The 18,565-nt window shown below is 36.0% G+C and carries 17 protein-coding genes; 8 read left to right on the top strand and 9 right to left on the bottom strand.

Features of this window, described 5'->3' with window-relative positions:
- Position 1: 1 nt before the first annotated feature.
- From BUE84_RS21160 to BUE84_RS21145, 4 genes are all read left to right on the top strand, one after another.
- Positions 2-1,294, top strand: coding sequence for a DUF4252 domain-containing protein (locus BUE84_RS21160; RefSeq protein ID WP_238594303.1), 1,293 nt, complete (start codon positions 2-4; stop codon positions 1,292-1,294).
- A 13-nt stretch (positions 1,295-1,307) separates the two neighbouring features.
- Entirely contained in the window at positions 1,308-1,811 is a 504-nt protein-coding gene (locus tag BUE84_RS21155; protein WP_079243385.1) for a DUF4252 domain-containing protein, read from the top strand.
- A 239-nt stretch (positions 1,812-2,050) separates the two neighbouring features.
- Positions 2,051-3,511, top strand: coding sequence for an IMP dehydrogenase (gene guaB, locus BUE84_RS21150; RefSeq protein WP_034692896.1), 1,461 nt, complete (start codon positions 2,051-2,053; stop codon positions 3,509-3,511).
- A 348-nt stretch (positions 3,512-3,859) separates the two neighbouring features.
- Complete coding sequence (locus BUE84_RS21145) at positions 3,860-5,728, top strand: GEVED domain-containing protein (protein ID WP_079243384.1); 1,869 nt, start codon at positions 3,860-3,862, stop codon at positions 5,726-5,728.
- A 131-nt stretch (positions 5,729-5,859) separates the two neighbouring features.
- Here BUE84_RS21145 and BUE84_RS21140 read toward each other — a convergent pair whose 3' ends face one another.
- The 4 genes from BUE84_RS21140 to ruvC form a co-directional block, all read right to left on the bottom strand.
- Positions 5,860-6,552, bottom strand: coding sequence for a T9SS type A sorting domain-containing protein (locus tag BUE84_RS21140; protein WP_079243383.1), 693 nt, complete (start codon positions 6,550-6,552; stop codon positions 5,860-5,862).
- 5 nt (positions 6,553-6,557) lie between these two features.
- Complete coding sequence (locus BUE84_RS21135) at positions 6,558-7,151, bottom strand: phage tail protein (protein WP_079243382.1); 594 nt, start codon at positions 7,149-7,151, stop codon at positions 6,558-6,560.
- 173 nt (positions 7,152-7,324) lie between these two features.
- The gene (locus tag BUE84_RS21130) at positions 7,325-8,395 is read right to left on the bottom strand and encodes a DUF4407 domain-containing protein (protein ID WP_079243381.1); all 1,071 of its coding nucleotides are present in this window, start codon (positions 8,393-8,395) and stop codon (positions 7,325-7,327) included.
- A 151-nt stretch (positions 8,396-8,546) separates the two neighbouring features.
- Complete coding sequence (gene ruvC / locus BUE84_RS21125; protein WP_034692903.1) at positions 8,547-9,101, bottom strand: crossover junction endodeoxyribonuclease RuvC; 555 nt, start codon at positions 9,099-9,101, stop codon at positions 8,547-8,549.
- Between the two features lie 100 nt (positions 9,102-9,201).
- Here ruvC and BUE84_RS21120 point away from each other — a divergent pair, with 100 nt between their 5' ends.
- A complete protein-coding gene (locus BUE84_RS21120; protein WP_145953316.1) occupies positions 9,202-9,687 on the top strand; it encodes a hypothetical protein in 486 nt (161 codons plus the stop codon).
- Positions 9,688-9,689: 2 nt separating this feature from the next.
- Positions 9,690-11,048, top strand: coding sequence for a M64 family metallopeptidase (locus BUE84_RS21115; protein ID WP_079243379.1), 1,359 nt, complete (start codon positions 9,690-9,692; stop codon positions 11,046-11,048).
- A gap of 30 nt (positions 11,049-11,078) precedes the next feature.
- Here the strand turns inward: BUE84_RS21115 and BUE84_RS21110 are convergent, their stop codons facing one another.
- Positions 11,079-11,603: a 2'-5' RNA ligase family protein gene (locus tag BUE84_RS21110; protein WP_079243378.1), complete on the bottom strand. Its 525-nt coding sequence runs from the start codon at positions 11,601-11,603 to the stop codon at positions 11,079-11,081.
- A gap of 80 nt (positions 11,604-11,683) precedes the next feature.
- On the opposite strand from BUE84_RS21110, the gene BUE84_RS21105 reads away from it, so the two are divergent.
- On the top strand, positions 11,684-12,007 hold the full coding sequence (locus BUE84_RS21105) for a PadR family transcriptional regulator (protein WP_079243377.1): 324 nt from the start codon (positions 11,684-11,686) through the stop codon (positions 12,005-12,007).
- Complete coding sequence (locus BUE84_RS21100; protein ID WP_145953315.1) at positions 12,004-12,723, top strand: hypothetical protein; 720 nt, start codon at positions 12,004-12,006, stop codon at positions 12,721-12,723. The genes BUE84_RS21105 and BUE84_RS21100 overlap by 4 nt, the downstream gene beginning before the upstream one ends.
- A 17-nt stretch (positions 12,724-12,740) precedes the next feature.
- On the opposite strand, the gene BUE84_RS21095 is transcribed toward BUE84_RS21100, so the two are convergent.
- The 4 genes from BUE84_RS21095 to BUE84_RS21080 form a co-directional block, all read right to left on the bottom strand.
- Complete coding sequence (locus BUE84_RS21095) at positions 12,741-13,853, bottom strand: serine hydrolase domain-containing protein (protein ID WP_079243375.1); 1,113 nt, start codon at positions 13,851-13,853, stop codon at positions 12,741-12,743.
- A 214-nt stretch (positions 13,854-14,067) separates the two neighbouring features.
- A complete protein-coding gene (locus tag BUE84_RS21090) occupies positions 14,068-14,778 on the bottom strand; it encodes a diphthine--ammonia ligase (protein WP_079243374.1) in 711 nt (236 codons plus the stop codon).
- Between the two features lie 37 nt (positions 14,779-14,815).
- Positions 14,816-15,016 carry a hypothetical protein gene (locus BUE84_RS21085; RefSeq protein WP_079243373.1) on the bottom strand — a complete coding sequence of 67 codons (201 nt, stop codon included), beginning with the start codon at positions 15,014-15,016 and terminating at the stop codon, positions 14,816-14,818.
- Positions 15,017-15,182: 166 nt separating this feature from the next.
- On the bottom strand, positions 15,183-18,530 hold the full coding sequence (locus BUE84_RS21080) for a methylmalonyl-CoA mutase family protein (RefSeq protein WP_079243372.1): 3,348 nt from the start codon (positions 18,528-18,530) through the stop codon (positions 15,183-15,185).
- Positions 18,531-18,565: the final 35 nt, after the last annotated feature.

Here is an 18,565-nt window from a genome sequence, read left to right as displayed (position 1 = left end):
CATGAAAAAAATATTTTTTATAATAGCCATAATGCTAAGCAGCTTTGCAACATCTTCTGCACAGACTGACAAACTGAACAAGCTTTTTCAGGATTTTGAAAAAAATGGAGGAGTAACATCCATCAATATCAAGAAGCCAATGTTCAAACTACTGAATACCATTGATGTTAATGATGCTTACGTAGGAAAGATAAAGCCAATTTTGAACGAAGTAGAAGGGTTGAAAATTCTGATTATCCCCAAAATCACTTTCCCCGATCGTTTAAAAGATGAAAATCTTGCGAATATAAAAATGAACGAAGAGAAGACAGATCGGGTAAACAAAGCTTTACGATCCCTGAATTTTAATGAACTGATGTCCATGAGCAGTGACGGTACTTCCATGAAATTTCTGGCCGAAGAGGAAAAAGATAATTATCTGGAAAATCTTGTGTTCAATGTGGATTCCAAAGAAGAGAATATTATATTTATTCTTAATGGAAAAATGAAACTGTCAGATGTAAACAAAATCATTAATTCCGGTGAAACAATTACTTCTTCTGTGACAAGTACCATGAAAAGCAGCCTTACTTCGGAGAAGGAGAATACATCTTCTTACCTGAATGGAGATAGCAGAAATGTAGGTGAGTTTTCAAAAATAGATGCCAGCGTGGGAGTAAATGTTACCTTCAAGCAGGAAAATACCAGAAGTGTAAAAGTAATTGCCGATGCTGATAAACTTAAATATGTCATCACCAAAGTGGAAAACGGAGTGCTAAAAATATATGTAGATAATAAAGGCGTTCGAAATCTGAGATTTAAAAATCTTAATGTGAACGTTTCTGCTCCTAATCTTCACGGTATAAAAACTTCATCGGGAAGTATTTTTACAGCTGTGGATCCTGTTAATGAGAACAGCATAGAAATTGATGCGGAATCAGGTTCTATTATTAAAGGAGCTTTCAATGTTAGACAGGCTGCCGCTGTTGTAGTGAGCTCTGGTGCTGTTTTGAATGCTGAACTTGTCACGCAGAAATTGGCTCTGGATACTTCAAGCGGAGCAAGTGTAAGGCTATCCGGAGAAGCGGTTTCTGCAGTAATAGAAACCAGCAGTGGTGCTTCGTGCAAGGCCGATGACCTTAAGATTACCACGGCAGTAGCAGAATCTACTTCGGGAGCAAGTCTTTCCTTACTTGTTACAGACAAATTAAAAGTAAGTGTTTCTTCAGGAGCTGATGTCAAATTGAAAGGAAATCCTGAGCTGGATGCCAAAGTGGACAAGATTTCGGGAGGAAGCCTCAGACAAATCAAATAAAAAAAACTAACCTATGAAGACTCTTAAAAACATTTTTCTCATGATTCTGACAATCGGGCTGATGCAGTCGTGTATTGTTTCAGAAAAGCCGAATATAGATTTTTTTCAGAATTCAAAATATGATTTCAAGGGCGCACAGTTTGCAAGTATTAATGTGCCTATGGTTTTAGCTAAATCTTATATTAAGAAAGCCCTTAGAGAAGAAGGAGAAAGTGAAGAGACGATAGATCTGGTTAAGAAAGCCTCTAAAATAAAAGTCCTTACTGTAACCAATGGGAATAAGGAAATGTTAAACGACTATGCCCAGTTTTTGAATAACAATCATTATGAAGAGTGGGCTGCCATAAAGCATGATGGAGAGGATGTCAACATTAGAGTAAAACAGGACGGAGAGATCATTAAAAATCTGCTGATCACCGTAGGTTCCAGTAAGAATGAAATGGTATTTGTAGATGTAAAAGGAAGCTTTACGGCTAATGATATTTCAAAAATGATTAATTCTGTTTCTGATAAATAACCATATCACCTCAAATATTCAAACTGGATGAAAATGGAAACCTCATAAATGACCTTCAATGTTCATATTTAACATATAAATAAAGTAGTTTCAAACTTATTCAATTATTTTGTACCATAACCGTTCTGATAAAAGGACGGTTTTTTGATTTAAGTTATTGATTATTAATTTTTATTTAAACTATCAAAAAGGATTTTCATATCTCACTAAAATAACCTAATTTTGCAAAGAAAGTAAAGATGTCTATTCATAACAAAATTGTAGAGACAGCCATCACTTTCGATGACGTTCTTCTAGTCCCTTCTTATTCAGAAGTTTTACCTAACCAGGTTTCATTAAAATCAAGACTTACCGACAAAATCACGCTGAATGTTCCGATAGTTTCCGCTGCGATGGACACTGTTACTGAAGCTGATCTGGCAATTGCTTTAGCAAGAGTTGGAGGGTTAGGATTTATCCACAAAAACATGACAATCGCTGAGCAGGCAGCTCAGGTAAACCGTGTAAAACGTTCCGAAAACGGAATGATCTCTGATCCGGTTACTTTATCTAAAGATCATACTTTAGGTGAAGCTAAAGATCTTATGTCAAGATATAAGATTTCCGGTCTTCCGGTAGTAGATCCCGATAATGTCCTGATCGGAATTATTACCAACAGAGATGTAAAATATCAGGAAAATCTTGATATGAAAGTAGAAGAGATCATGACCAAAGAAAATCTGATCACTTCAGACAAAGATACCAATCTTGAAAAGGCAAAAGAAATCCTTCTTAAGAACAGAGTTGAAAAACTTCCTATCGTAGATAAAGATAACAAACTTGTAGGTTTAATTACCATCAAGGATATCGATAATCAGTTGGAGTACCCTAATGCTAATAAAGATGAAAATGGTCGTCTTATTGTAGGAGCAGGAGTAGGAGTAGGAGAAGATACATTAACGAGAATTGAGGCTTTAGTACAGGCCGGAGTTGATATTGTAGCGATCGATTCTGCACATGGTCATTCTAAAGGAGTTTTAGATAAAATTTCAGAAATCAGAAAAGCATATCCTAACCTTGATATTGTGGGTGGGAATATTGTAACAGCAGATGCGGCAAAAGATCTTATTGCAGCAGGAGCAAACGTATTGAAGGTAGGAGTAGGTCCAGGATCTATCTGTACAACCAGAGTAGTTGCCGGAGTAGGAGTTCCTCAGCTATCTGCTATCTATAACGTTTATGAATATGCTAAATCTCAAAATGTAGCAGTAATTGGCGACGGAGGTATCAAACTTTCCGGAGATATTGTAAAAGCTATCGCTAGTGGTGCAGGTGCTGTAATGTTAGGTTCACTTTTAGCAGGTACAGATGAGGCTCCGGGAGAAGAAATTATCTTCCAGGGAAGAAAATTCAAATCTTACCAGGGAATGGGAAGTCTTTCAGCAATGAAGAGAGGTGGTAAAGAAAGATATTTCCAAAGTGAAGCTAAAAAATTCGTCCCGGAAGGAATTGAAGGAAGAGTTCCACATAAAGGAAAACTGGAAGATGTTATTTTCCAATTGACAGGAGGTTTAAGAGCCGGAATGGGATATTGTGGGGCAAAAGATATTGAAACCCTTCAAAGAGACTCAAAATTGGTTATGATTACTGGAAGCGGATTGAAAGAATCTCACCCGCATGATGTAATTATTACACAGGAAGCTCCGAATTATTCTTTATAAAATTATAATTGAATTTAAATATGAAAACCCGCACAATTTGTGCGGGTTTTTTATTTGTGATTTTATTTTAATGATTTGGTTGACAGTGTGTTAATTTTAAATTGTCTATTTTTTAAATTATTGATTTGTTTTTGTTTTCCTTGTTTTTTTAATTATAATGTAAATAAAATTAGTTCTATTGGGTTTGGTATTAATTTTATTTTTTGATTTAAATGTAACAATAGTTAAGTTTTTCCTACTAACTGTAATAAAATTTTAAATTTATTGCTTGTTTTTAGTTGTAAATATCATGATTAAGGATGTTAAGGCAGTAAATTTTCAAATTGTTTAATTTTTTAAATTAGTGAAATGAAGAAAACTATCCTTTGTGGGGCTTTGTTACTATCCCTTTCAGTATCTGCACAGCAAAAAAAAGATTGGTGTGACTTTGATAATGAACAGAGAGTACACCAAAAACAGAATACGGAAATTGATGAAATGATTCGCAATATCCGTAACAAAATTATTAGCGGTAATCAAAATACTACTGCTAAAAATGGAAGTGCATACAAAATTGTAAATGGAGTTTACGAAATTCCTGTAGTAGTACACGTAATAGCACCTACTGGTGCTGCTATTGGTTCAGCTTATAATAAGAGTGATGCACAAATTCAGGCTTGGTTGGATCATTGTAATCAAATGTATGCAGGGACTTATCAGTGGGCTCAGGGAGTACCTCCAGATTTTGGTAATGCTGCTACGATGCCGATTAAATTGGTGTTGGCTAAAAGAGACCCTAGCTGTAATGCCACTACAGGGATTGTTCGATATAACGGAGGAACTCTTACAGGATATGATACTTATGGAGTAAAGCGTAACGGAGCCAATGGAGTTACAACAGCACAGGTAAAAACTATTGCTCCTCACTGGCCGGAAGCATCTTACTTCAATATTTATATTATGAATAAAGTAGATGGCGGTGGTACTTATGGTATCATGGGATGGGCAGGATTACCTCAAAATCCTGATTCTTCTTATGAATCCTTTATGAAATCTTTTGTAGTTACACTACAGGATGATATTACTCTGGCACACGAATTTGGACATAGTATGGGATTACTTCATACTTTTGGAAATGTAAATCCGGATGCACCACAAGGAGATACAACTACTAATTTCTGTCCACCAACTACGGGTAACTGTGAGAATGATGATGATCAGGTTTGTGATACAGAAAGATCCAGAAGCTTGTTGAATGATTTTCCGGCACCTACCAATAATGATATGAATTATTGTTCAGGGGTGAACTATCAGGGAGTACAGTATAATATGATGAACTATACAAATCCATCAGCATTTAAATTTACTAATGGACAACATGATAGAGCAGCTCTTTATTTCTTCTTGATGAAAGGAGGACTAAGTACTTCATTGGGAGCAACAGCTCCTTCTGCTGGAGCAGCTATTGGAACTCCTATTGCTGCTACATGTAATCCAACAGGTATTACGACACCAAGTAACTATTTCGTTGGTCCTACTTTAGTAAAACTAGGAAATATCAATAATGCATCAACAGGATATTGGCAGAGTGCGGCTAATTTCTATGAAGATTATACAGGAGCAAGCTGCTTAAGAGCAACATCAACTGAACTTTCTGCAACGGGAACTCATAATCTTCAGGTGAATGTATCAGATTCAAATAATGATATAAGAGTATGGATCGATTATAATAATAACGGAACGTTTGAAGCTTCTGAACTTGTAGGCTCGGCTGATAATATTATTGCAGATCCTGTTACTTTAGTAGGTACTTACAGTACTACCATTACAGCTCCGGCTTCAGTAGTATTGAATACTCCACTAAGAATGAGAGTGCTTGTAGATGATGAGAATTCTAACATGACTCCTTGTGGACAATTAAAGTACGGACAGGTTGAAGATTATACTGTAAAATTTGTTACCAACTTAGGAACAAGTGAAGTGAAAGCTGATAATAGTGACTTAACTGTTTATCCTAATCCGGTAGCAACCGGAGATAAAATCTTCATTAAAGCTAAAAATGGTAAAAATCTGAAAGTTTCTATTTCTGATATGTCAGGAAGATTGGTATCAAGTCCATCTGTATCTGAAGAAGGAAATGGTGTTTTCAAAGTAGACCAGCAATTAGAAAAAGGAGTTTATATGATTCAGGTTTCTAATGGAAAAGACAGTAAGTCTTCAAAGTTGATTATCAAATAAATTGATTATCATTTAAATAAATATAAATGTCCTCATTTCTATGGGGACATTTTTTATTTTATATCAAAATTGGATTCAAAAAAAGCCTCCGAAAATTTCGAAAGCTTTAATCATTTATTCTTTTTTAGTATTTATTTTTTCACAAATTTAAATTGATGCGTCTGAAAATTTCTGGTATTTATTTTCAGTACATATCCTCCGGGAAGAAGTTGTGAAACATCAATCTTAGAATCAAACATTTCTGACTTTACAAGACGTCCGTCCGTAGTATAAATCTGGATTGACGTTCCGTCGCCGATACCTTTAATACTGATGAGATCAGTCACAGGATTAGGAAAAATCTGAATTTTATTTTTCGTAAGCTCTGAAGTTCCTAACGTTGTGGTTTGTACATCACCCGTCATGGTAGAATTTGCTGCAGTAAGATTACCACCGCACTGCCCATTTGTAATTGCTGTATTCTCTACCCAGGTTCCAACAATATTACCTGGAGGGATGGGGAGAGCATTATTTCCTGTTGAATTATAATAAATCAGAGAAGGAGTGGTAAAGGTTCCGTTTCCTTCATCTCCAAGAAATTCCCATCTTGTAAGAGCATTGTTCCATTGAATTTTAAATTCACAGGTACCTAGTCCACTACAATCCTGTCCGCCATCAATAGGAGTGGTCATATAGATGTTTTTACTAAAGGCATCTACTCCTGTTTTGTTAAAAACAAAAGTATTAGGCGGACTATCAAACAGATTAGGACATCCACTGAAAGTTATTGTCTGCGTGAAAGCTGAGCTTCCCATAGCAAGACATAATAAGTAAAGAATTTTCATAATTATTAGTTTTGTGATGGAAAGACTCCTGCTAATGCAATGATGCATTTCAGGGTAATAAACGGAGGTCTGTTTTCGTGTGGCTGACTTCCGCCGGCGTTGTTTACCATTGTGTTCTTCATAGTAGTATTTGCTGGTGCATCAGAATACTCTTTATCAAGAATTTTGGTGTCTGCCGGAAGGCTGTTGGTAGGAGAATTCTGATTCCCCTCAGTAGTTACAGCATTTACAGTATGATTGTGAGCCGGCATTTGTGTTATCAATAGTGTTACACTTTCGGTTCCTCCGGTTTCTCCCATGGTATACGTAGTAGGGCCTCCCGGAGCCTGTCCGTTATGAACAAGTACTCTTCCTCTCATGTCTGGTAAAGCAAATGTGGTTGTCCCATTTCCTCCATAAGTGGTTCCTAATAATGAAAAAAGTGCTTGATTTTGAGCGATAGGCAGAATCTGCCCATTACATTCTGCCCAGTATTTTGGAGCAAAATTATAAGGTACAAAGGCTATTTGCCCTAAAAATGGTTCTGATGCCTGTGCTTTTAGAGCAGGAGCAAATGCACTGCCTATCAGCAGTGTACATGCAAAAATTAAGTTTTTCATGATAACAAGGATTTTAAGTAATATAAAATTAAAAAATATTTTACATAAAATGCTTGATTAAAAGAAAAACCTTTCGATATATCACGAAAGGTTAGATTTTATTTATTGAAAAATTATTTATTATAGATTTTTTCTCTAATGTTTAAGATTGGGTGATGCATTTAATTATTATTTTAATTTTTCAGATTATCCTTAAAATCATCAATTCTGAAATCAGTGAGAGCATTTCCTTTTTCAATTTTCTCTTTAGAATACAACCTGAAATCATTTTCTGTTTTTTCTAAAAGATAATCATACGGTCCTACGTGAGAGATTAATTTTACCAGAACCGGAGAAATCTCAAGACAAATAAACAATCCCATGATAAAAGCGGCTGCAAGTCCAATGATCGCCGAATTTTTACCAAGTTCATCCAATGCCTGAAGTCTTGCTGCAAAACCATTGAACTTATCTTCGAAAGTTTCTGTAGATTTTCTTTCTGTTTCCAGATTAGTGTATACCTTGGATATCTCTTTATCCAGATATTCCAGTCTGGGAGCTGCCTGCTTCTGATAATTTTCAAGATCCAGTCTGCGTTGCTCCTTCAATTGTTGCTTACGTTTGGCATTTGGGCCATAACCTTCTTTTCCACTGGTTAATCCCGATTGTTTACCCAGGATTTCTTTTTCAAGCTCTACAGAAGCAGAGTCATAGGATTGCTGGTACTGAGCAATTTTTCCTGAAATTTGCTGCTTTTCTGTTTCAAAAGGACCACTTTGTTGAAGAATCCTGCCATTCATTTCACCCTGTAGCTGTTTTTTATTTCTTTGAATAATGGTATTCAGCTGTTTGTTGACCTCTTTTTCAAAAATTTTAAGTTCTAAAGGTTTGGAAATGATAATTCCCAGAAAGGTTGCAAGGATGAGACGTGGGATAGACATCAGAATCTGATTCCACCATGTTCCTGTTTTTTTGATGGAAGAAACAATATAACGGTCAAGATTGAAAATCATTAATCCCCACAGAACTCCGAATCCTACAGAGGCCCAAATATTATCGAATACTGTATACATCGCATAACCTGCAGACAAAGTGGCGAATACTGCAGTGAAAAGGACAATACCTCCGATGCCGGAAAACTTATTCCATTCGCTCGGAGTCTTTCTTAAAATATGGATGTTCCCGCCTGAACATACCATCAGAAACTTTTGGAACCAGTTTATTTTATGAGTTCCTTGATTTATAGTTTGTTGGTTTGTTTTCATAACTGAAAATTTATACAAAGGTAATACTAAAAATCATACCAATGTAAAAGATAGTATTATGTTTTACCAAGTAATTGTGCGTATTTGCTTAAAATGTTGTTTTTAAGAAGGTTAAATTTTTTTTGAAAAACTTATAAAGGGAATGCAAAAATTATTTCAATCTATCCGGATTCTGCTTTAAAAAACTCTCCCATCCGGAATATGATTTAGTATCAGCTATAGTTCCGGAATTAAAATGATGACATACTGCTACAGCAAGACCATCGGAAGCATCTAAATATTTTGTAGGGAATTCCTTTAATTTAAGAAGGTTTTGAAGCATACCTGCTACCTGTTCCTTACTGGCGTTACCATTTCCGGTGATAGCCATTTTAATTTTTTTTGGAGAATATTCCGTAATAGGGATGTTTCTGTAAAGACTGGCAGCCATGGCAACACCCTGAGCACGTCCAAGTTTAAGCATACTCTGTACATTTTTTCCATAGAAAGGAGCTTCAAGAGCGACTTCATCAGGGTGAAACTCGTCAATAAGAGACAGGGTTCTTTCAAAAATGTACTTAAGCTTGGTTTCGTGATTGGGATATTTTTTTAAGATCAGTTCATGAATAGAGACCATCTCCATTTTTCCTTTTTTTACGGAGATAATACCAAATCCCATTACCGTTGTTCCCGGGTCAATTCCTAAAATTATTTTCTCTGAAATCATTGCTTCAAAGATATGACTTTCTATGTTTTAAGTGTAAAAAAGTATTGTTAATGATTTTCGTTTTTATTTAAAACTTTAGTACCTTTAAACAAAAATGATTATGAAAAATGTATTTAATGTACTTATTGTTCCTGCTTTCCTGTTATGCAGCTTTCAGAAGGAAAGTAGTTTAATTCAAAGTAAGGATTCGGAAATCTTTATAACAAAGAGCGACCGGATTATTTATTTGTTTTTCAAGGCAGATAAAGATCAGTCAGGGAATGCCAAAATTATGCTCCAGAGTACTAAAATTGCAGACGGCAGACTAAAACATGTACCTTCTTTTGAAAGAGATGATGTTCGTAAGGGTGATCTTGTGATTACATTAACAGGGTCTGATGGAAAAGAAGTAGGTAAACAGCTTGTGAAAGATCCTTTTAATCCTGAATTGGAGGTATATGAAAAAGAAGGAATTTCCAGACATAAAGCTTCCCTTCAAAATACTGAATTCAGTGCCAGGTTTTCTTATTCTGAAAATGTTCAGTCAGTAAAGATTGAAAAAGCCACTGATGATGGTGTGCAAGTATTATTCACACAAAAACTATAATTATGAAAAAAACTTTATTATCCCTTTTAATCGGAAGCAGTTGTTTTGCCCAGACATTCGAGACCATTCCTCTTTTACAGAATGGAGACAACAGTAAACGTGTTGTGATTGCAGTTTTAGGAGACGGATTTACTACCGCGCAGCAGACTGCTTTTACAACAGCGGCTCAGAATACAGTCAATTATCTCTTTACAAAAAGTCCTTATACAGAATATAAAAATTACTTTAATGCCTATGCGGTAAAAGTGATTTCCACGGAATCAGGAGTAAAACATCCTGGAACTGCAACAGATGTGACAGAGCCTGTAATTCCTGTTACCAACCCCAATAATTATCTTGGATCTACTTTTGATGTAGGAGTTCACCGATGTATATACAGTAATACAACCAATAAAGTAGGGCAGGTTCTGGCAGCCAATATCCCAGATTATGACATTACTTACGTGCTGGGTAATTCTACAGAATATGGTGGTTGTGGAGGAACTTATGCTTTTGCTTCACTTAATGGTTCTTCCAATGAAATTGTGGTGCATGAGCTGGGGCATTCTTTTGGTAAATTAGCGGATGAATATTGGTTTTCAGGTTCGCTGGAATCTCCCAATAAAACCCAGACCTCTAATCCGGCAACGATAAAGTGGAAAAACTGGGTAGGATTGAATGGAGTAGGAGTGTATGCTCATGCGGAAAGCCCAACTTGGTTCAGACCGCATCAGAGTTGTGAAATGAGATATCTTAATCAACAGTTCTGCTCAGTATGTAAAGAGGCAATTATTGAAAGAATCCATAGTTTGGTTTCTCCTGTGGATTCCTATACTCCGGCTAATAATACAACTGTGGATGCTACATCCAATGTTACTTTCACGGCCAATGAAATCCTTCCCATCCCGAATACGCTGGTTAATTCCTGGAGTTTAAACGGAACGACTCTTGGAGAAACAGGAAGTAGCATTACCATTACCCCTGGACAACTCAATAACGGAAATAATACCTTGACGCTTTCGGTTGTAGATAACAATCCGCTTTTGAAAGTAGATAATCACAGTACACTCCATGTTACCAATGTTTCCTGGACTTTGAGCAAAACTACGCTTAGAGTTTCAGAGGTAAAAGCTGAAGAAAGACGGTTTAGTATTTATCCGAACCCAACAGATGGAGAATTTTTCATTAAAGGGAAACAGTCCTTTTCAAAAAATATAAACGTTGAAGTTTATGATGCCTCAGGAAAGCTTATTCCATCCAGATTTGAACTGAATGATTCTGCTATAAAGGTTGATATTAAAAACTATCCGGCAGGTACTTATCTGTTGAATGTAAAAGAAAATAAAAACCTGATTATTTCTCAGAAGATCATCAAAGAATAAATGAAACGAAACCGGCTCCAGCAGCCGGTTTTATTTTTCCAGCTTTTTCTCTGCTATAGGTACCCATTGTCCATCATGACGGAGTAGGAGAATTTTATCAACTATAAATTTAGTTTTATATTCCTTGGGTTCATATTTTTCCCAGGCTTTAAGATAATTTTCCCAGGTCAGATCTCTGAATCCCACAGTCATATGTGGGTGAAAGGAATATTGGGCAAAATTAAAATGTTCCTTTACCCTATGATAAAGCTCTGTTAATTGAGCATTTTCTTTGGGCTTAATATAGAGTACAGGATTTTTAGGATTAGGAAAGCTTCCAAAGCCGTCCAGTTCTACTTTAAAAGGTGTGATTTCTGTATTGATCTTCTGAAAAGCAATATGAATATCCTCCTCCAGTTCAATTTCTCTTGAAAAGGGAGGAAAAAGTGTAATATGAGCTTCATTTTTCAAGGCCTTGGAATTGGCATAATTTGTTGCCAGATCTTGTTTAAACACTTTTATTTCTTCAATAATTTCCTGAGGTGGATAAATGGCAATGAAATACATTTTTTTCATACAGCAAATTAAAATATTTTACTTTAAATTTTTATGCATAAGAAAATTATGCATAAGTTTGCAAGGTATATAATCATTCTATGAAAAAGAATAGTCTCTATAAAGGTACTTTGCGGAATATTATTTTGAAGCTCCTTTCGAAAGAAGTAAAGATGTATGGATATCAGATTACCCAAAGAGCCAAAGAACTTACTCTGGGTGAACTTGAAATGACGGAAGGTGCACTCTATCCATTGCTACACAAATTAGAAAGCGATGGAATGATCACTTCCGAAATTCAGAATATTAATGGGAGAGACAGGAAATATTATCTGTTGACTGAAAAAGGAAAAAAACAACAGGCAGAGCAAGAAACTGAGATGAAAAGTTATTTAGTCAACTTACAGACAATATTCAATATATGATGACCGAAGCACAGGAAAATAAAATTACAGATTATCTGATAGCTCAAGAGCTTTCCCTGGATATTCTGGTAGAAATAAAAGATCATATGATCAGCCAAATTTTGGATATTCAGAGCCATGAGAATATCAAATTTGAGGAAGCCTTCTCAAAAGTAAAAGAATCCTGGAATGGAGAGTTTACAATGGTTAATTACCTGCTGTTTTATCCCACTAAAATTCCTTTGATTGCCAAAAGAATTATTCAGGAGAAATACAGTGGTCTTTTCAAAAAATCTTTAATGGTAGCCGTTCTTGCATTTGTAATTAATCTATTATTGATTTTTATGGCAGGAAATCAGGAGGAATATAAATTATTTTTCAGACTTCTTAATGGTTCATTTGTAGTGACAACACTATTGATCTGGATTTTTAATTATAAAATCTGGAAATATATAAAAGCAGACTTTAAATACAAAGGAAAATGTCTTTATACCATGTATCAGCAGAATCTTGGATTAATGGTTGTATGCGCTACTTCTATGACGCAGGTAGCATTGAAGAGTGGTGATTATGCTTACCAATTTTTCAGACAGCAAAATTATACAGATGTTGTTGGGGTATTGATAACTTTAATTCTTCCTTTTGTATTGCAAACTGCACTTACTTTTGCTGTATTTAATTTCATTGAACATAAAAAGAACCTTGTGAAAATGCTGGAATTTCTAAAACTTACATAGAAAGACTACCATTAAAACTACTGTTTTATCCTAAGCTGTGTAAGCGTATTCTCAAGATGGTCTGTGATCTTTTTCACTTCAATATGAGGTCTGAAGATTACTCCTTTTCCTCTTTCTTCATCTGCAATATTAGACAGGATAATCACAGACGTTTTGGTATCCGGATAATAGATGTTTAAGGAAGGAGAACCTTTTATATAACCGCTGTGGAAATAAGAATTGGGTTGACCGATATTAAGCATAATTCCATAAGCGTAACCCATTTTTCCAAAAATAGCATGGTGTCTTTCTGAACTTTTTGCCATGAATAGTTTAAGGGTTTCCGGTTTTAAAATTTTTCCGCCATACAGTGCATTATTCCATGAATGAAGATCCTGAATCGTAGATAATATTCCACCAGCTGGTGTACCAATTTCTGATCCGCCTAATCTTTTCGGCATATTGGGAACTTCTGAGAACTTGGCAGGTGTCCCAACATAAGCACTGGCAAAATTATTTCCTTTGAAAATATTTCCTGTTGAAGAATGGGTCATTCCTGCTTTTTTGAACAGTTCCGATACATTCTCATCATATGATTTCCCGGAAACTTTTTCCACAATCTTTCCAAGAGTATTAAATCCGTCATTGGAATAGAAAAAATCTGAACCGCTCTTAAACATCAGTTTTCCACCCATCAGATTCAACCCTGAAGTATGGTTTAACAGTTGATGGATCGTGATATTTTCATATTCTTTGATCTGAAATTCTTTCAGGTATTTTGACACTTTATCTGTGATATTCAGTTTTCCCTGTTCCATCTGAAGCAGGATCAAAACAGCTGTGAACTGCTTGCTTACAGATCCAATTGCAAAAATGGTATTGCTGTCAATTTTAGTTTTTCTTTTAAAATCTGAATAACCGTTTTCTCTCCTGTAAAGAGGAATAGAATCTTTAAAAACAGCAATACTTCCATTGAAATGGTATTTCTTGAAGGTAGAATCAATCTGTTGTTCTAAAAGGGTCTTCTCGAAAGCAGCAATAGTAGAATCAACAATTGCTTTTTTATCAACATACGTCATTTTTGGTGCTTCAGTAGTACTGCATGAAAGCAAAGCACAGAAAAGGGAAAGGAATACTAAATTTTTGATCACAGGTGTTGTATTTTTTAATGATGATTGATACTTTTAAAGATACTAAAATATCCTAAAGAGCAGTAAGGGAAGCAAATTACGTGCTAGAATGAGGTTCCGGAGCAATTTAATGTGGATTTAATCAATCTTTGTGGAATATTACAGTCTTATGAATGAGATGGGCTCCTGGAATAAATATAACATTGAAAAAGCCTGTGAAAGAATATTCTCAGGCTTATTTTAATACCAGGTCACTGAACCAGAAAATGTATTCTCTATCTTCGTCTTCAGGAGAATTTTTTGGTTTAGGATATGTTTTTTTTACCGTTTCCCCAATTTCAAACTGAACGGGATTTTTGAAAATAGGCCCATCAAAAGTAAAAGTATGAAACTCTCCGTTTTCTCCGCATGGATCTACATTTTCAGGAAGATCGTCAATGAATTTCTGATCAATAATTCGTCCTGCAAAACTTTGGTCAAGGTAGGATCCGTTGACACAGGTTACGATGGTTTTAAAACCAAGATCTAAAAATTCCTGGATGAGGATAGAGGTATTTTGTTTCCAAAGAGGAAATACTGCTTTTATACCGATAGTATTTAATTGGTCTTCCCTATATTTTCTCAGATCTTCAAGAAAGATATCGCCAAAAATTGAATGAGTAATGCCCTGCGCCTTAATTTCAGTCATTGTCTTACTCATGATCTGTTGATATTCTTCCATGGATGGTTCTTTAGGAAGTTCCATTTTTGTTAATGGAATTCCAAGGCTTTCCGCTTGTTTTTCTAAAAGCGATACATGAACGCCATGCATAGAAATCCTTTGAAATTCCTGATTGATACTGGTAAGCAGTGTACTGACCTCGTACAGGTCTTCCTGTAGTATTTTATAAAGAGCAAGGGCAGAATCTTTTCCGCTGCTCCAGTTGAATAATGCTTTTGGTTTCATTGTAAAATAAAAATCTCCCAAAAGTAGGGAGATTTTCTTATTTTGAAGTTGGTTTTCCGTAGTTGTTTTGGGGACTTGTAATATCAACTTTTTGCCTTTCCGCCTGTTCTCTTTTTTGTAACTCTTCAGTATTTTTAACCATATCACTTTTGTGAGAAGTTCCTGCAGGAGATGTTTTGCAGGAAACTAATGTCACAACAAAACCAAACACCAAAATAATTTTAATACATGTTTTCATTCGAATTTTTTGATGACAAATATATAGGGTCAGGCTAGTTTATTTTTAATTTTTAACAAACATTATCAACCTGCTTGTCAAAATTTAGCGTTTTTTCACATTAAAATAAAAAAAACCTCAAAGATTTTCTTTGAGGTTTTGTATAAAAAATGTTTGCTGTATAAGCTTACATATTTCTTCTGTACTTACCGCCCACTTCAAATAAAGCATTGGTAATCTGTCCTAAAGAACAGTATTTCACAGCGTCCATCATCACCTCAAATAAGTTTTGCTGGTTGATGGCTGCATGTTGAAGTTGTTTTAATGCTTCTTCAGATCTACTGTCATTCGCTTGCTGGAAGTTGTGAAGAGATTCAATCTGTGCCTGTTTTTCCTCTTCGGTAGAACGGATAACTTCTCCTGGTAAAACGGTTGGTGAACCATCTTTTCCTAAGAAAGTATTCACTCCGATAATCGGATATTCACCGGTATGCTTCAGCCATTCGTAATGCATAGATTCTTCCTGGATTTTTGAACGCTGGTACATGGTTTCCATCGCTCCAAGAACACCACCTCTTTCCGTGATTCTGTCGAATTCAGTATAAACGGCTTCTTCTACAAGATCCGTTAGTTCTTCAATGATGAATGATCCCTGAAGCGGATTCTCGTTTTTAGCCAATCCTAATTCTTTGTTGATGATCAACTGAATCGCCATTGCTCTTCTTACCGATTGCTCAGTAGGCGTTGTAATTGCTTCGTCATACGCATTGGTGTGAAGTGAATTACAGTTGTCATAGATTGCGTAAAGCGCCTGAAGAGTAGTTCTGATATCATTGAAATCAATTTCCTGAGCGTGAAGAGAACGTCCTGAAGTCTGAATGTGGTACTTCAACATCTGGCTTCTTTCGTCTGCTCCGTATTTTAATTTCATGGCTTTTGCCCAGATTCTTCTGGCCACACGTCCGATTACTGAATATTCAGGGTCAATACCATTGGAGAAGAAGAAAGATAAGTTCGGTGCAAAATCATTGATGTCCATTCCGCGGCTCAGGTAATATTCCACATAAGTGAAACCATTAGCCAGTGTGAATGCCAATTGGGAAACCGGATTGGCTCCTGCTTCGGCGATATGGTATCCTGAAATAGAAACAGAGTAGAAGTTTCTTACTTTTTCTCTGATAAAATATTCCTGAACGTCACCCATTAATCTCAATGCAAATTCTGTAGAGAAAATACAAGTATTCTGAGCCTGGTCTTCTTTTAAAATGTCAGCCTGAACAGTACCACGAACTGTTGCAATTGTTTTAGCTTTAATTTCTGCATATACATCAGCAGGGATTACTTCATCACCTGTTAATCCTAAAAGCTGTAGTCCTAAACCGTTATTGGATGGAGGAAGTTCACCGTTGTATTTCGGTCTTTCTAATCCTTTATCATCAAATTTTTCTTTCAGTTTTGCTTCTACTTTAGACTCTAAACTGTTTTCTTTGATATATTTTTCAACATTCTGATCAATGGCAGCATTCATAAAGAAAGCCAGTAGCATCGGTGCAGGACCGTTGATTGTCATTGAAACCGAAGTTAGTGCATTCACCAGATCAAATCCGGAGTATAATTTCTTCGCATCATCCAGTGTTGCGATAGAAACCCCTGCATTTCCAATTTTACCATAAATATCTGGTGGTAAAGCAGGATCCTGACCGTATAACGTTACAGAGTCAAATGCTGTAGATAAACGTTTTGCAGGCATTTCTGCAGAAACATAATGGAATCTTCTGTTGGTTCTTTCAGGACCTCCTTCTCCTGCAAACATCCTTGTAGGGTCTTCACCGGTTCTCTTGAACGGATAAATACCAGCAGTATAAGGAAAGCTTCCCGGTAGATTTTCCTGACCTTTCCATTTGATCAGGTCACCCCAGTCATTGTATTTTGGTAATGCAATTTTTGGAATTCTCAAATGAGATAAAGATTCTGTGGAAGTTTCAACTTTAATTTCTTTTCCTCTTACAAAATAAGAATAGAATTCTGCATGGAATGCTTTTTTCGTATCGCCCCATGTTTTTAAGAAGTCGATATTGTCCTGTTGAAGCTCTTTTTCAGCTTTTTGATATTCAGCCTCTAAAACTTCATTGGAAATGATATTTTTTACGCCTTCAATATGATACATTGTTCTGGCCAGTTCGGCCTGCTTTTCAATATTGATGTCGTATTGTTTGTTGTTTTCAACGATTTCAGAAAGATAACGAACTCTTTTCGGAGGAATAATCGTTACTTCTTCAGTAACTTCCTGTTCTACAAAAGTTTTTAGATTTAAATCCGCGAATTTATCGTTTACTTTTGAAACTAATCTATTATATAATTCTGTAGTTCCGTGATCATTAAACTGAGATGCTTTGGTTGCGTATACCGGCATATCATCTAATGGGCTTTCCCATAGTAAATGGTTTCTCTGGAACTGTTTTCTTACTGCCTGAAGAGCATCCAATGCACCACGCTTGTCAGATTTGTTCAATGCTACCAGATCTGCATAGTCTAACATGTCGATCTTTTCCAACTGTGTAGAAGCTCCGTATTCAGGAGTCATTACATACATGGAAACATCTGCGAAATCGGAAACTTCTGAACCAGACTGTCCGATCCCTGACGTTTCAAGGATAATGACATCCGGATGAGCCAGTTTCAGCACATTCAGTGCAGAATGAATAAACGGCGAAACAGAAACGTTGTTTTCTCTGGTTGCCATAGAACGCATATAAACTCTTGGGTCATTGATCGCGTTCATACGGATTCTATCTCCTAATAAAGCACCACCGGTTTTCTTTTTCGAAGGGTCAATGGAAATAATGGCAATTTTTTTATCAGTATTGGAACGTAAGAAACGTCTTACCAATTCGTCTGTTAAAGAAGACTTACCTGCTCCTCCGGTACCGGTAATACCAATAATAGGAATGGTTAAATCTTGAGATTTCTCGTCGATCGCTTTTACAAGCTCTGGCTTTTCTTCGGAGAAGTTTTCAACAGCTGAAATAATCTGTGCAATACTTGACGGGTTTTCAAAGCTGATATCGTCAAGATCTTTTGCAGTGACATCTTTTCCAGTTGCAAAATCTGATCTGTGTACCAGATCATCAATCATTCCCTGAAGACCAAGCTCACGGCCGTCATCTGGAGAATAAATTCTGTCGATTCCGTAAGACATCAAATCTTTGATTTCTTCCGGAAGAATTACACCGCCACCGCCGCCAAAGATCTTGATCTGAGGTGAATTTTTTTCTCTCAACAGGTCATAGATATATTTGAAATATTCGTTGTGACCACCCTGATATGAAGTTAATGCAATAGCATTGGCATCTTCCTGGATTGCTGTATTTACAACTTCTTCTGCTGATTTATCGTGTCCTAAGTGGATCACTTCGCATCCTGTGCCCTGGATGACACGACGCATAATATTGATTGCAGCATCATGCCCATCAAATAATGAGGCAGCAGTTACAATTCTTACCTTGTTGGTTGGAGTATATTTTTGGGTTTCCATAAAAATTCTAGAAAGTTTCTAAGTTTCCAAATATA

Origin of the sequence: Chryseobacterium indologenes, from assembly GCF_002025665.1 — a bacterium.
GTDB classification, from domain to species: Bacteria; Bacteroidota; Bacteroidia; order Flavobacteriales; family Weeksellaceae; genus Chryseobacterium; species Chryseobacterium metallicongregator.
This window is presented reverse-complemented; position numbering and strand designations above follow the sequence as displayed.

Coding starts and splice junctions, on each gene's coding strand:
- BUE84_RS21160 (WP_238594303.1), top strand. CDS start 2: ATGAAAAAAATATTTTTTATAATAGCCATAATGCTAAGCAGCTTTGCA.
- BUE84_RS21155 (WP_079243385.1), top strand. CDS start 1,308: ATGAAGACTCTTAAAAACATTTTTCTCATGATTCTGACAATCGGGCTG.
- guaB (WP_034692896.1), top strand. CDS start 2,051: ATGTCTATTCATAACAAAATTGTAGAGACAGCCATCACTTTCGATGAC.
- BUE84_RS21145 (WP_079243384.1), top strand. CDS start 3,860: ATGAAGAAAACTATCCTTTGTGGGGCTTTGTTACTATCCCTTTCAGTA.
- BUE84_RS21140 (WP_079243383.1), bottom strand. CDS start 6,552: ATGAAAATTCTTTACTTATTATGTCTTGCTATGGGAAGCTCAGCTTTC.
- BUE84_RS21135 (WP_079243382.1), bottom strand. CDS start 7,151: ATGAAAAACTTAATTTTTGCATGTACACTGCTGATAGGCAGTGCATTT.
- BUE84_RS21130 (WP_079243381.1), bottom strand. CDS start 8,395: ATGAAAACAAACCAACAAACTATAAATCAAGGAACTCATAAAATAAAC.
- ruvC (WP_034692903.1), bottom strand. CDS start 9,101: ATGATTTCAGAGAAAATAATTTTAGGAATTGACCCGGGAACAACGGTA.
- BUE84_RS21120 (WP_145953316.1), top strand. CDS start 9,202: ATGAAAAATGTATTTAATGTACTTATTGTTCCTGCTTTCCTGTTATGC.
- BUE84_RS21115 (WP_079243379.1), top strand. CDS start 9,690: ATGAAAAAAACTTTATTATCCCTTTTAATCGGAAGCAGTTGTTTTGCC.
- BUE84_RS21110 (WP_079243378.1), bottom strand. CDS start 11,603: ATGAAAAAAATGTATTTCATTGCCATTTATCCACCTCAGGAAATTATT.
- BUE84_RS21105 (WP_079243377.1), top strand. CDS start 11,684: ATGAAAAAGAATAGTCTCTATAAAGGTACTTTGCGGAATATTATTTTG.
- BUE84_RS21100 (WP_145953315.1), top strand. CDS start 12,004: ATGATGACCGAAGCACAGGAAAATAAAATTACAGATTATCTGATAGCT.
- BUE84_RS21090 (WP_079243374.1), bottom strand. CDS start 14,778: ATGAAACCAAAAGCATTATTCAACTGGAGCAGCGGAAAAGATTCTGCC.
- BUE84_RS21085 (WP_079243373.1), bottom strand. CDS start 15,016: ATGAAAACATGTATTAAAATTATTTTGGTGTTTGGTTTTGTTGTGACA.
- BUE84_RS21080 (WP_079243372.1), bottom strand. CDS start 18,530: ATGGAAACCCAAAAATATACTCCAACCAACAAGGTAAGAATTGTAACT.